At 53.6% G+C, this 14283-nt stretch carries 5 protein-coding genes and 6 pseudogenes; 3 read left to right on the top strand and 8 right to left on the bottom strand.

The genetic code is table 11. From position 1 onward, the window contains the following. Positions 1-119 precede the first annotated feature (119 nt). Positions 120-209: pseudogene (locus tag PKKP23_RS35020) on the bottom strand (ESPR domain-containing protein); the annotation flags it as partial. A gap of 492 nt (positions 210-701) precedes the next feature. Here PKKP23_RS35020 and PKKP23_RS31335 point away from each other — a divergent pair. Then, positions 702-1433, top strand: a pseudogene (locus PKKP23_RS31335) (IS5 family transposase); the annotation flags it as partial. 343 nt (positions 1434-1776) lie between these two features. On the opposite strand, the pseudogene PKKP23_RS31340 reads toward PKKP23_RS31335, so the two are convergent. Further along, positions 1777-1995 (bottom strand): annotated as a pseudogene (locus PKKP23_RS31340) (integrase core domain-containing protein); the annotation flags it as partial. Positions 1996-2106: 111 nt separating this feature from the next. Beyond that, positions 2107-2481: a transposase gene (locus PKKP23_RS35025; protein WP_126879771.1), complete on the bottom strand. Its 375-nt coding sequence runs from the start codon at positions 2479-2481 to the stop codon at positions 2107-2109. Positions 2482-2803: 322 nt separating this feature from the next. On the opposite strand from PKKP23_RS35025, the pseudogene PKKP23_RS34695 reads away from it, so the two are divergent. Further along, positions 2804-3480: pseudogene (locus PKKP23_RS34695) on the top strand (IS5 family transposase); the annotation flags it as partial. A gap of 69 nt (positions 3481-3549) precedes the next feature. On the opposite strand, the pseudogene PKKP23_RS31355 reads toward PKKP23_RS34695, so the two are convergent. The 5 genes and pseudogenes from PKKP23_RS31355 to PKKP23_RS31375 form a co-directional block, all read right to left on the bottom strand. Beyond that, positions 3550-4730: pseudogene (locus PKKP23_RS31355) on the bottom strand (IS3 family transposase). 133 nt (positions 4731-4863) lie between these two features. Further along, positions 4864-5955, bottom strand: coding sequence for a putative Ig domain-containing protein (locus PKKP23_RS31360; protein WP_126879772.1), 1092 nt, complete (start codon positions 5953-5955; stop codon positions 4864-4866). A gap of 96 nt (positions 5956-6051) precedes the next feature. Continuing rightward, positions 6052-7716, bottom strand: a complete 1665-nt coding sequence (locus tag PKKP23_RS31365; RefSeq protein WP_126879773.1) for a ShlB/FhaC/HecB family hemolysin secretion/activation protein — start codon at positions 7714-7716, stop codon at positions 6052-6054. Between the two features lie 74 nt (positions 7717-7790). Then, the gene (locus tag PKKP23_RS31370) at positions 7791-8450 is read right to left on the bottom strand and encodes a hypothetical protein (RefSeq protein WP_138721044.1); all 660 of its coding nucleotides are present in this window, start codon (positions 8448-8450) and stop codon (positions 7791-7793) included. Positions 8451-8488: 38 nt separating this feature from the next. Beyond that, positions 8489-13162 (bottom strand): two-partner secretion domain-containing protein, encoded by a 4674-nt coding sequence (locus PKKP23_RS31375; protein WP_126879775.1) that lies wholly within the window; start codon positions 13160-13162, stop codon positions 8489-8491. Positions 13163-13803: 641 nt separating this feature from the next. On the opposite strand from PKKP23_RS31375, the pseudogene PKKP23_RS31385 reads away from it, so the two are divergent. Then, positions 13804-14136: pseudogene (locus PKKP23_RS31385) on the top strand (transposase); the annotation flags it as partial. Positions 14137-14283: the final 147 nt, after the last annotated feature.

The following is a 14283-nucleotide window of genomic DNA, read 5'->3' on the forward strand; positions in this document are numbered from 1 at the left end:
GGTATCGCCATCGCACTAATCATTGCGAGCGAGACCGCGCGGAGCGACGCAACGCGATGGGACGACGGAGCCCCCACCTCACCCACCGCGAGACCCTGCACCCACCCCTTACCCTTGCACAGCGCGCTGTCATTCTCCGAGACTGCCACATACGCACCTAGCGACTCGTTCCAGACGGTTCGATATATCCGGTTCATTGTTTCATCCATTCTGTCGAACTCTTACCATCAACGAAGCGCGTCTCGCCATCATTTAGTATTGCTTACCGCCCAGCGCGCCACCCTTATCTCCCCATATGTTTCTTACCCCCCTTCGCTATCCGCCCGGACATCCGGCTCCCGCCTGCGCACACCACATTGCTCGATAATTTTCGGCGTGACCCTCCCGGAATGTTTTTCAACAGCCTGCTAGTTCCGCCACCCTTCCCACGCTACTGCGTTCGTCTTTGTGTCCCGCCTATCCGGTTCAAGAAGCACCCCGCACTCACTGTTCCGCGGCCTCGAGCGAATACCATACGTCACGGTCCTCCTCCGCCCTCGGAATGGCGTCGACATCTACCCTACCAAGCGCAGCCAGTCGGTCTGCCGTGTCGCGCAGTCACCATCCGCCATTTTCTGCCTTGCCGCAGACATTCAATCGACAGCGTTGAATCATCCTAGACCGTGTTAGGCACTTTCCGTCAGACCTGGTAACCTGGCGGGATGAGCAAAGACGCGCCGCAGCGCCGATACGAATTGCGCGAGATGTTCAACGAGTTGCGCTGGATCGTGCGCGCGGGCGCGCCGCGGCGTCTTCTGCCGCATGAATTCCCGCCGTGGGAACTGGTCTATCAACAGACTCAACGCTGGATTCAGGCGGGCTGCTTCGAGGCCATGGTGAGCGATCTGCGTTCGATCATCCGGGTCGCGCAGGGCCGCAAGGGCCAGCCCAGCGCGGTCATTCTCGACGGGCGTACGCTGCAGTCGACCTGTGAGAGTGGGCCTCGTGCCGGTTACGACGGCTATAAGCGCAAGAAAGGCAGCAAAGTGCATATGGCGGTCGATACCCTGGGGCAGTTGCTTGCGGTGCATGTGACGCCAGCAAACGAGCAGCAGCGAGCGCAGGTCAGGGAACTGGCACGTCAGGTCCAGCGAGCCACGGGCCAGACGGTAAAGGTAGCGTTCGCCGATCAGGGATATACGGGCGAGGAACCCGCGCAGGCGGCGCTTGATGAAGGCATTGAGCTTCACGTGATCAAGCTGGCCGAGGCGAAAAAAGGCTTCCTGCTGTTGCCACGCCGTTGGGTGGTGGAGCGCAGCTTCGGCTGGCTGAACCGCTTTCGCCGGCTCACGCGAGATTACGAGCGCCTGCCCGGGACACTGGCAGGGCTTCATTTCGTGATCTTTTCCGTTCTGATGCCCGTTCATTTCGCAAACCTGATGAAAAGTGCCTAACACGGTCTAAGCCCGACCAATGCCCGGGCTCTCATTCAAAATTGGAACAATGTGAAATTTTCATGAAGGTGACCGTCGTATCTTCTGAAACCGCAACCAAGCTTTCTTATTTACGATACGTCCATATCAAAAAGTCACCTTCTTTTCATTCGCCAAACCCCACCGCCCGAATAAATTTTATTCAAATCATTTAACCCATTGCATCGTCCGAATAGACGAACTTTTGATCCAAAATCCGCAATATGAGCGGCGTTGTTGCAAAAATCACGGCGCTTGGCAGTGACGTTTACGCGCAACGCTCGGGTTGACCAGTGGACTTGCCCCTGCATGACCGGGCACGCGGTCACGCTTGGGTTGGAGAATTTGCTTGCTGGCGAAACTCGCGCGGCGAGCGGTATTTCAAGGCGCTGTGCGGATGCGACTCGTTGTAGTGGTCGAACGCAATGGCCAGGTTCTGCAGCGCCGTTCGGGCGTCGGGCTTGGGCATCCACGCAACGTAATCGCGCTTCATCGTTTTGACGAAACTCTCGGCCATCCCGTTGCTCTGCGGACTTCTGACGGGATCAGCTGACCAGACACGCCTGAGTTGACCGGCGCCGGGAAACCGGAGTGGGTGATCATCGACCGGATGATCAACATTTGAACGAATCGCAGATCCGCGCACCGGGCAAAGCTACTCCGATTTGTTCAGGCCCGACCAATTGCTCGTAACACGCGACCAGTCGATACGGCCAACAAATTGAGGATGTCCGGCCAAGATTTCGCGCAACTTTTCCCATGCCCCAGTCCGCTGCCATAAGCGAAATTGTTGTCGACAGCTTGTTCCCGAACCGCACCCCATCTCCACAGGGAGCATTTCCCATGGGATGCCCGACATCAGGACGAACAATATTCCCGTGAGGGCGGCACGCTCGTCCACGGAACGTTTGCCAGGATACCAAGCATGCCGCCCCTTGGGGGGGACCAAGGGTTCGATCGTTTTCCAAAGTTGATCGTCAATGATAGGTCTAACCATATGTTGACCCAATATATTAAGAGGGGTTGACATAAGCCCACAAGCGATATCAGATAATGGCAGCAGTTCGGACGAGCAATATGGCCTGAACGCCAAGACGATGTCCGAAACGAACGCGCAATTTGGCGGAGCCGATAAATCGGACGCTGCGTACGCTCGAGACCCGCGACACCCTCGGAGCCGCTCGTTGCTTTCTACGCCTCTGGACCGGCGCAAGTCGTGATCTCACGCTGCCTCGAATAACGCTGGCAGCGGACTAAGAAGTGGCTTCAAAAAGAGCCTAAGGGGCTTAACTTTTTCAGCATCCTGTTAACCTTGGCTGTCGTGACAGACGGGCCAAAGAGATGGTAAGCTAATTATTGAGGGTGAACTGTGTGCACTGATCGAACCACTTCTACCTCTGCCCAAGTCACCTCGTTTCAAGTATCGCGGTCGTAAGCCAGTAGCGGACCGTGCGACTCTAACGAGCATCCTATTGTTGCTAAAAGCGGACATTCGTTGGCGCGACTTGCCGTCCGAAATGGGATGCGGCTCGGCCGTAAGTTGTTGGCGCAGGCTGCACGACTGGCAGCAAGCCGGCGTGTGGAATTGACTGCACGCCGTACGGCCGGCAAAACTGCGAGCAGCCGACAAAATCGACTTCTCAGGCGTGGTCGTCAACTCTTCATCGATTCGCGCGGTTAGGGCGGGCGGAAAACTGGCCCGAACCCCACCGATCGAACGCGACAGGCTTCCAAACATCACATTGCCGCCGACGCCAGCGGAACGCCGATCGCAGCAATCCTGACTGCTGCCAACTATCTCGACGCCATACAACTCGTTCCGCTGATTAACGCCATCGTGCCGGCCTGCGGAATGCGAGGCCAAGTGCTGAGTCGCGCCAGTCGCATGTACGCGGACCGGAGTTGCGATCACGACAAACGCCGACGCCTCCTTCACGAGCGCAGCGCCCTCACCCGTATCGCGCGGCGAGGTCACCCCCACGGCAGCGGCCCCGGGAAAATCCGTTTGGTCGTCGAACGTACTCATGCTTAGCTGCATCATTTCCGTCATCTACGTATTTGAGCTTCCCTCGGTTTTTCGCCTTCCAAGGGTCTCGGGTTATGCCGCCGCGCCCTTGGTCTGCTGAGCCCGATCCAGTCCCGAAGAATGCGTTCCGGAGAAACAAAGCCGAGCGACGAATGACGACGACTGCGGTTGTAAAACCCTCGATATATTCGAACAGATCGGTCTTCGCGTCCTGGTGCGTCTGATAGCGCGTGGCGTGAACCCGTTCGTTCTTCACGCCATTGAAGAAGCTTTCCGTCGGGGCATTATCCCAACAATTACCCTTGCGACTCATCGAGTAACGCATGCTGTAGGTAGCCAGCTTGCGCTGGAACTCATGGCTAGCGTATTGGCTGCCTCTATCCGAATGACACAGCGCTCCCGGCGCGGGGCGGTGGCGGAACCAAGCCATCGTCAGCGCGTCCGTCACTAGGTTCGCCGTCATGCGCGGCTTGATCGACCAGCACACCACTTCCCGGTTGAACAGGTCCAGCACCACGGCCAGATACAGCCACCCCTCGTCGGTCCAGATGTAGGTGATGTCCGAGCTGAACACCTGATTTGGCTCCGCCGGCCTGAACTCCCGGTTCAGCAGATTCTCTGCAACCGGCAGCTTGTGCTTCGAATCGGTCGTCACCCGGTAACGGCGCCTGTGCCGGGCCCGGATACCGTTCTCACGCACAACCGCTCAACACGCTCCTTGTTGGCCGGAAAGCCTCGCTCATGGATTTCCTCGGTCATGCGCGGCGAGCCGTAAGCGCCTTTGACCTAGGCATGGATCCTCTGGATCAGCGTCAACAACTGCGTATCCGTCAGTCGCGTTCGTCCCGGCGTGTCGCCGCGCTTCCACGCACGATTGCCGTTCACGCTGACCGAGAGCACCCAACACAACGACGACAGCGGATAGTGTCCGACCTGCTGGTCGATCCAGGCATACCTCACAGCAGGTCCTTCGCGAAGTATGCCGCCGCTTTTTTTTGCGATCTCCAGTTCCATCTGCAAGCGCTTGTTCTCCGCCCGCAGCCGCGAAAGCTCCATTTGCTCCGGCGTGACTGGCTTCGCTCCCACTCCGTTCAGCTTGCCTGACTCATCGGCCTTCACCCAGTTGCGAAGCGTCTACTCCGACATGTCCAGCTCGCGGGCCACCACGGCGAACCCTTGGCCATCCTTGATCCGTTGCACGGCCGCTGTGCCTTGAACTCCGCCGCGTACGCCTGCTTGGGTACCTTGAACATTCCCGTTTCCCTTCCTTTCCGTCGAGTTTATACACGACCTCGTGGGACGCGAAATTTCAGGGGAAGCTCAAGGTCTCTCCAGGCCAGAACGTACACCCTCTAATCTGGCCTGCTGGACTGTAACGGAAGAATCTCAAGACAATTGAAGCGGTGGATTGACTTTTAACACGAACACTCGTTCAATAGAACCGCCTCCCTGATCGGTTGCCTTGAGAAGATATTTCTTTTCACCAACATCCTTAGCTATCGGAACAAAACCCTCAAACCGTTTTGTAATTCCGTTGAAACGTAGCCCATCCGGCAATTTCGCAGCCTGTTTTCCATCCTCCTCAAGAATCTCCACCGTAACAACGCCACTACCGCCTGAAATGTCTGCGACTGGGCGAGGCGGATCGACCGGGCGACCAGATTGGTCTGATGCCGTAAACACAACATTTTCAACGTCCATACTGATAGGCGGACGAATATCCAGCGAGATTGGCGTCCTTACTGCCGCCCCCCCAGCGTCCGCAAATTGAACTTCGACACCTTTCAATTCATCAGCGTTATCTGGCACCTTTCCGCTGATACCCCCTTTCTCGTCGATCTTTAGGCCTCCCGGTAGCTCCTTGAGGATCGAGCCGTCTGGTCCAATATAAGCGACCGTTGTTTCCCCCGTACCACCTCGCGCTTGACATGGCAATTGAGACACAATAATGCGTCCTCCAGCCGTCATCGGAACAGGGTCGCACTTAACCATTAGTGGCGGATTAATGGTAATTCGAATGTTCTTCGCCGTGTACCCCCCTTGCTGGTCCGACAATTCGATACGATAGTCATGGGTTTGAGCAGAGGGCACAGCTGCTGCCACCCCAGCCAATTCGCAATTAGGCGAAAACGTTAACCCTTCCGGCAGCTTCACACCCTTCTGATCGCCGCCAACGGACGAAAGTTTGCAAACGGCAGTACTCCCATCGCCACCACCTATTGCTAGTAACTGCTTCCTGATGGTTGCACCGCTCGTGAAGGTAAATTGGCGAGACACGGCCTGCTGTCCAGGCGACGAAAGCTGCCCACCCAATGAATTTTGGATTTGAACAGGCTCTTCGACCTGCGGAGCGGCGATGGCGGTCGCAGCCCCCCAAAAAAACAGCGATCGAACCAAAAGTACCCTGCCTACTTTATGGATTTTCATATTAACCTTCTGATTGTTGAGTAAAAGTTTAATATTGTTTTGTTTCGCCACGTAGAATCTCACAATAACCCCAAAAAACACCTCCTTAACACATATCGATACGACTCGGCACTTCTCCCTCCAATTATTTCCATCTATCATTTTCTATTAGAATGAGGTCCGAAGCGCAGTCCAAATCCGCCACCCTTGCTCGGGGTCGACCGCACTTCTCCCAACGGGGTGCGACAAAGATGCATTCAGTACAACCCTACCGAATTTTGCGCCCAGTTGCAGCCCGGCATCTGCTAGATGGAATATGTTTGATCGCGCACCATAAAATTCCTCAGCCCATGGCGACCGGCTTGTTTGCCCAACCGCATAATCAAAAAACGGGCCAATTGAAGCGCGGCCACTGTTGATTTTATATTCATACGTGTATGCGGCCCTTGCCAGCAACCCTTGATCGCCGCTAATCGTATTATCGTAGGCTCGCACACCATATTCACCGCCAAAATACATTTTTTCAAGGGAGTCCAAATTACCACTAGAAACTTGTCCGCTCAAGCCAACCGAGAATCTCGAATTTTGCGTTATTGGTTGGATAAAGTTTGCATTAACAGCGAATTTCTGAAATGCTCCCATGGTTCTTCCTGTCATCGCATCTTGCAGCACTGCACGACGGCCGTCCATACTGAGATTTCCGATCGTCACGTCAGCGTCAAAATCCAGTCTCCGGCCAATGAATCCTGCTCCTGACACGCGCATATGTAGGTTATTGATCGTTTTCCGCGTTGTGTCAATACTAACGACACTATCACGAGCATGCTTGTACTCGTAGCCAATACCCCATACCAACTGCGAGCCACTCCAGAAGAATTGCGGAAAGTTCAAATCGACTCCGGCAAGCGCCGCATTCCCTCGTTGCTTAATTCCGTCAACGCTAGCCGAATAATGTAAACTGCTTGCCCAGATGGATCCTCGCAGGGGAAGTCCAACCGGGACCGGGAAATCGTACCGACCACTTAAGTTTTGCAATCCTTCTGATACAATTCCTTGAATACCAATGTTGTCACTTGCGGAGAACAACGGCGCCGAATACGACAAGCTCACTCTCGCCCGCCCAAACCCCGCCAGTCCATAATTGTCGATCCCGGCCACCCATCGATCGGTTGGCTCGATCCGCCGTGGCTCTATTCTTACCTTCAACTCAATGCCGTCAGCATTGATCTGAAGAAATTTTGTTGTCACCATAGCCTTCCCGCGATAGTCAACATTCGATAGCGCGGATTTCAATTTCTTCAAATCCACGGGATCACCAATTTTGAACATATCGGCGAACTGCTTTCGTAGGTCTGGCACTTCATCGTCCCGGAACCCAGGACTCGCAACATTGATAGACACTAACCTCAGCTCAGACACATTAACAACAACTCGTTCGTCAGGCAGAATATCTAGATCTGCCCTGATCAACAGCCCTCTCGCCACATACTTGTCGAACAACTCTCTACTTATTTTAGTCCACTCATCACTGGACATAAGTTTATACAAATATGGCTTGATCGCTTCATATCCATCTGAATCATCGGGGATGTCGGATTTGAATCCACCGATTCGAATTTGAGTCATTTTGCCAGCGAGACCTTTTAGAGCGGCAGTAGGGTTTCCAATAATGACATCACCCTCAGTCGCCTCAGGCCTCTGATTTGGAGTCTTCGGAAGTGGCAGTGAATTTACAATAAGCCCGCTAGAAACCTGCGCAAAACAAGCACAAGATGTAAGCGCTACAGCAGCAAACAGCGCAACTTTTGCAACATTTTTTCTTGTAGCGAACATACCTACCTCTTATAGATCTAATTTATCGTCCATTATTAATCAGTTTCATGCATCATTCGAGGCGGAAACCGGCGTCACCGCCTAGCGTCCGTGGCCGTCGCATTCACTTGATATATCGCGCTTATCCTCCCGAGTTTTGCGAAATCGGCACCAACCCCTTCGCCCTTTCTGCCAAGCTTTGCGTAAACGGGCCATCCAAGCAAAGCAATCATCCTTTTCTGACGTGAAATTCCCCGAAAGAAGAGAAATCTTAATGGGCTGCCGCTATCGACGTTTCCCAAGAAATATCCCGTTATAATATTTCCCTCAGCCCAATCGAATGACGAGTACGAATCTATTAACCCTTCAATCGCCCTCCTTATTCGCTCTGGATTCTGCCTGTTCGCAGCAACCAAATCCCATACAATATCGATTTGAACAAGTGTTTTGGCTCTATAACCGAAACCATAAACGATCTGTGCCGGCACATTGAATGGTGGAAGATTATTAACATAAACAAACCATTTCTTCATCCCCGTTACATCATCCATTTTAGCCTCGACCTTCGCATCAGCAAAATCTTTCCTTATTGCAGCACTGACAATCTCTTCGGTCGACCCAAAATTCGCACTTTCGAATCCCTCTACTTCTCCTCGTCGAGCCAAGCTGGAAGCCATCGCCCCTACAAGCAAAACGGATAGAAAGACAATCAATGGCAATCGTCCGAAGATACGATGTAGCGCTCTCTTTTTCATATTTTCCACCCCCTCTTACCTACGGCTTTCCAAGAATATTACAGGCAGGTTGCCTGCTTGAATTTTCCGGCCTCGTCGCACGATGAAGAACTGAAATTGGTTTGAGTAGACTTTCTCTGTCCGTCATTGCGTTCAAGAAATTCGCCCTGAACAGCCTTCTGGCGGATGTCTTCCCACGCTTTCTCAAGCGCAAGAAGATTCAAATTGACTGATTTCAACGTACGATCGTTGCCACCCATACCATTGGGGTTTGGAAAGGGTTTAATGGTCCCGCGAGCGATGGCGACTTCAACACTGTAGTTGTTCCCGCCATTGCCATCCTCCACTACATATCCGTCCGCGACTGTGAGTCGCTTGCTATCCGTGGGCCCAGGCAACGCACTGTTATATCGCTGATGAAGGCCGTTAATCACATCGCCAGGCATCAAGCCTATGACAGACACAGGTGCATCGGATTCCGACGTACCGTCGAACAATTTGGTTGCACGCACGGCATCAACTTTCAACAATGCTGGAGTAATCGATGCGTGATTCGTTGCCTCATTCACTCCGACAACTTGATAATTCCTCGATTCTGAACCAACAAGGAAAGTGCTAAGCGGATCTGTTACAACTATTTTATTTGGCCCAACGTTTTTGTCCGCAAAAAACCCTTTCACGTTTTGAACTGGAAGCGATACCTTTCCGACATCAGCATCATATACGCCCGTTAATGTCGGCACCCCACCGAAAATCGCGCCCGTTGTTCCGTCGTAGCGACGATCTAGTGGATTTACGCCCGACACTGTCACCGGAGCAGGGGTAATAGAACCCTTGGTTGCACTAGACGCATTATCAAGATAGTAGTTGGACGCCCGCGAACCAGTTAGCACGCCACTTACAAATACTGGTTTGCTGACTCCAACATTCTTGTCAATGAAGTTTCCGCTAATTTCGTAGTTGACGCTCCCCGCATCCGGCGCGAACACCCCGGCCAATGTCCCAGCGCTCAACCGAGCCTGAGTCGTTGCGTCGTACACTTTCGTTTGCGCTTGCAAACCCGCTATAACAACACGGGCCGGTGTGATGTTGAAGACCGTGTTCGGAAGATTCAACTTGTACCCCAACGTATCCGCCAAGGTTCCTAACTGGATCGCATAATTTCCGACGTCTTTGACAACCGTTGACGTGGCGCCGTTAGCGGAAAGACTTCCAGTCAACGAATCGAAAGCGGCGGTGTCGCCGTTCTGCCAACCTGTGGCTATATAGTTATCCCAATTGGTCACATCAAGCGACATTGCGTCATAGATCTTCCCGTCCCGCAACGTCAGCGCCAGCGCCGGTTGATCTCGATACTGGACATAAATGCCAGACGCACTTGGAATACGCGATGTATCACCGTAAGCAACGCCATAACGATAATGCCCCGCACCAGGATAACCAACATCCGACGAGCTCACTCCAGCCGTACCGGTGATGCTGCCCGTATAGACAACGCCACGGCTGGTAGGATCGAAAATGAGCTTGCTGTTGGCGAACTTGACATTCCCACCGTTGCTATCACCCGAAGCCCTTATGGTGCCCGCAGCAATTACAATTGCCGACGCATTGTTGTGTACCGTCGAGGTCACGTTCTGGTTGACCATGACGTCGCCGGTCTGGCTGATGACCGAAACAGCACCTGTTGCTGCAGTCGGCCCATTCAGCGACACTGCATTTTGGCCGGCCACCATATCCGTAACATTATTCGCCACGGTAATCGCACCGCCCACCAAATCCTGCAGCGAAATGCCCCCCCCCCCCGTTATGCCGCTTCCCACACCATTTGTGATGGCGATATTCCCATCACCGGCATTCAGGGGAGAACCACTGGAGAAGGTAATGTCGGCGCTGGTGCGGTTAACCACGGTAATATTACCTCCCGCCGTCCTTATCGCTGCACCGCTTCCGGTGATCCCGCTACTCGCATCCAGATTGACGCTACCCCCATCGGTCGTAATCGGAACATTCAATGCGATTGCACCGTGACCGGTCCGGCCCGTATCTGCCGTAATATTGGTATTCAAAGCTCCATTTGACGAAGTAATCGTCGCCCCCGGACTCAAAATCACATCTTGAGCGGCCCGAACATCGAGCGTGGAACTGTTGGCCCCAGCATAACTAATAGGACTATCCAGCTGCAGGGTACTCTTGGTCGACTCGAGCAAAGTCGACTTGGTATTACCGAGTGCCACTGGGCTATGATAAACTTGCTCGTGTTCAGTGGTAATTTGACCACCATTGATCGCTGTAGGTCCCGTGACCGTCAACGAGGCAAGTGGGTTAAGGCTGCCTACCGCTCCATTGAAGATGATGTTACCTTGTCCAGCGTTCACCCTCAGAGGTGAGGCAGCCAAATTAGTTTGGACAACATAGGGCAATTGTGACCCAGGAGGAAGATCATTCCACTGACCTTGCAATCCGATAAATTGCAGAACGCCCTCGACTCCACCAGAATCATCCGGCTGAACGATTGGCGAGGCAGCCCAATTCACATAGGAGCCGGGAGCGGGGTTAGGCCCAGACCTCGTTGTATTAAATACCCGACCTTTTGCCCGTCCGCCGACCCATTGCCAGTTCACGCCGGACACAAACGCACTACCGCCTAGCCAGCTTTCCGTAAATCCTGCTGCCCGGCCTGCGATCAAATTCTGCAACTGGCTAAGGGGGGTAGCGAGATAACTGTCTCCAACCGCACCCTCACCTGCCGTCGTACCTTGCGCCAACTTCTGGGCGTTTGTCCACGTAGTCGGAGTGCTTACGTAACTGTAGGTGTCGCCTGAGTCGATTTTCCCGTTAAATGTCACGCCCCCCCCTCTTCCATTCGGCGCGCCAGTGATAGTATCGATACTTAGGCCTGCTGTATTGGCAATCAAGATGTCGTTATTAAATGTTAGCTCGCCTCCCGCAGTCTGGATATTAAGTATGTTTGGTGATACAAAATATGCACCACTCTCGAATGAGAGATTGCCACCATTGGTCGAAATGTCTTTGGAAACCATGATGGCGCCGGAGCCGTCGCGCGCGCCACCAGTTGCATCCAGACTAACATTCAGCTTACCAGCCGTGGAGGTAATTCCGCCATCTAAGACGATGTCTAGATTCGCGACTAGATTCAAATTCGCGTCTCCACCAGCCGTCTTCGCAATAGGTGCATCGGCATTTTGAATCAAATGTCCCACCCCACCCGAACCTGCCGTAGTGGAAATCGTAACGTTAGTTCCTGCATTTAGAGCATTATTAATCGTGGTGTTTGAAATAGTCCCGATCGCACCCGCTGGGTTGTAATTTCCGCTGCTTAACGCCCCACTACCAGACGAAGTAATTGTGACGTTGGACGGATCTAATAACCAACCACCGGATGTACCGGCCTTCGTCGACACATCCACTTCGTCATTCTTAGGTGCCGCTTTCAGAAAACCCTTGCTCGATGTCTCGACCTGACCGCCGTCGCCGCCCGCCGCGCCGCCGCGTGCCTGGATCGTCCCCTGAAAGTTCGTATAGTCCTGCGACCATAAAACAACCTGACCGCCATTGCCCTGGTTAACCGCATTAGCGGCAATGGTTGCTTGCGGGTCCATATAGGTATTCGCTGCATGGCGCTCCGATGCCAACCCTCTCCAGCTCCCCCCCACGAGAACAGCGCCCCCACCGGAGGCCCCCGACGCATCTGCTCGACTTCCGGCCAATAGCCCGACATTGTTGCCTAACACACGAATTTGCCCACCGGCACCCTGATTTCCAATCGCAGCCAGTCGTCCGCTAGATTGCGTGATACCGGTGTTCCCGCCATCTAGGGTAATACGGCCGCCAACCGCGCCGCTGACGTCGAGGCTACCGCTATTATCCACTGCGACATCAGTTGGTTGTCCCGTAGTATTGCCAATATTATTTGCAGAGCGCCAATCAGGACTTGCCTGCAATTCGCTTCCTCTCAGCAACCCGATCGTCCCGCTGCGCACCTGGATACTGCCGGTATTAATCACTTTGTCGGCCATCAACAACACACTGCCATCTGGAGCGGCAATTACAGTGCCATCATTTTGCACTGTCCCGCCCCCTCCCCCCAAAAAATGGTAGTTGTTTTGCATGAAATCAGCGTCGCTCAAGGCCTTGGTTGTTGCAATCAGCCCACCCGCATTGATCTGTGCCCCATGCCCGAAGACAACGCCATTCGGATTAATAAGTATCAGCTTTCCGTTCGCGTTCAACGCGCCATAAATCTGAGAAGGGTTTATACCATTGACTCGATTTAGCGCAACAGATTGCGTGGACGGTTGATTGAACGTCACACTGGCGCCAGCACCAATATCAAATTGATTCCAATTTAATGCAGCATTTGGACTAGTTTGGCTAATCTGCATATGACTTCCAGATTGGTTGATCGTCGCGCTGCCTGCGCTGACGACGCCACCCGTTGGCAACGCATTGGGCGGTGGCTCGGCTTCAGCCACAGCAATCAGCATCGAGAACATTAGGTAGACGGCAACCAACGACCCGCCAAAATATCGCATAGGCCTGCCAGCAAATAAACTAGAAATGACAGGAACAGCGCACAAGACTGGATGCGATGACTCGGCGCGGCCCGCGCGCCGCCGCCTCCCAACCTGCTTATGGCAAGACACGGTGATTTCCGATACCGCCACGAAACGACCGAATACCTGGTTCCAGATAACAATATATGTTTGGTTCATTTCTTTCCTCCAACATATAAAATGCGAGGCATCAGCGGCGCAACAAAATCTGGCGACACAAGTTAATCGCTGCCTTCCAACGGAACACTGACCCGAGACTCCACTTTCCTTTTCTACGATCAGGATGCTTCAGCAGCGAGCAAACGTCATTTTCCAAAATACTCACACTGCTTTTACAAACAAGCACATGGTAATTCTATGTAAGCCCTCGGTTTATTGCATCGTCTAAATGGACGAATTTAGAGTCGCTTATGTGGACGCCTCCCGGATAGCAAGCTGGGGTTGCACTTTGGTCTACAGGTAAGGCAGCACGCTTATGTCCGGCCCGTCATTGCAGGCTGGTCGGCCTGCTGGCCCATATGGAATTCGCTGGCGAGGGTCTCAACTAACACTCGAACTCGAGAGTTCACGACTCTAATCAGACTGACCTGCCCCCTACAAACAGGGCCATCCGGAGTCTAGTAAAGTTCGTTTTCGGAGAAGAAGACGAACATGAAGAAGCGCTTTACGGAACAGCAAATCATCGGGTTTCTGAAGGAAGCCGAGGCCTAGCAGGCTGTTGAAATAGCTTCCGCCATGGTCATCGGACCGGGAGCGGTAAACGTTGAAACAAGGAAGCGGACAACACTGAGACCGAAGCGATGCGCGGAGCGGACGGCTACACCGAGACGATGTTTACGATGGCAAGGCTGGATGACTTCGTGCCGGCCAATCACCCGCTGCGCCCGATTCGCATTTGGCTGAACGACGCACTCAAGCGCATGGACCCGGTGTTCGCTCGGATGTACGAGAGCGACGCGAAGGGTGGCCGCCCGAGCATCGCCCCGGAGAAATTGATTCGCGCGTTGCTGTTGCAGGTGCTGTATTCGATTCGAAGCGAACGCATGCTGATGGAGCAAATCTCCTACAACATGCTGTTTCGCTGGTTCGTCGGCCTTTCGATGGACGATGCGGTGTGGGACCACTCGACCTTTAGGGACGGGCTGAACAATGTGCATTGGCTGCACGGTTGACGTGCGAACCGACGCGAGAATCGGGAGGCGGGTGCCGTGACTGCTGAGTCCTGTGTCTCGACAAGCCTTCGAAGGCGTTTTTTGCGCAGATCTGCGCGTTCAAGACGC

The sequence above is a fragment of the Paraburkholderia kururiensis JCM 10599 = LMG 19447 genome, assembly GCF_003986935.1.
Classification (GTDB): Bacteria; Pseudomonadota; Gammaproteobacteria; order Burkholderiales; family Burkholderiaceae; genus Paraburkholderia; species Paraburkholderia kururiensis.

Excerpts from the sequence above, each read along its gene's own strand:
- PKKP23_RS31375 (WP_126879775.1), bottom strand. The coding sequence starts at position 13,162 with ATGAACCAAACATATATTGTTATCTGGAACCAGGTATTCGGTCGTTTC.
- PKKP23_RS31365 (WP_126879773.1), bottom strand. The coding sequence starts at position 7,716 with ATGTTCGCTACAAGAAAAAATGTTGCAAAAGTTGCGCTGTTTGCTGCT.
- PKKP23_RS35025 (WP_126879771.1), bottom strand. The coding sequence starts at position 2,481 with ATGTCAACCCCTCTTAATATATTGGGTCAACATATGGTTAGACCTATC.
- PKKP23_RS31370 (WP_138721044.1), bottom strand. The coding sequence starts at position 8,450 with ATGAAAAAGAGAGCGCTACATCGTATCTTCGGACGATTGCCATTGATT.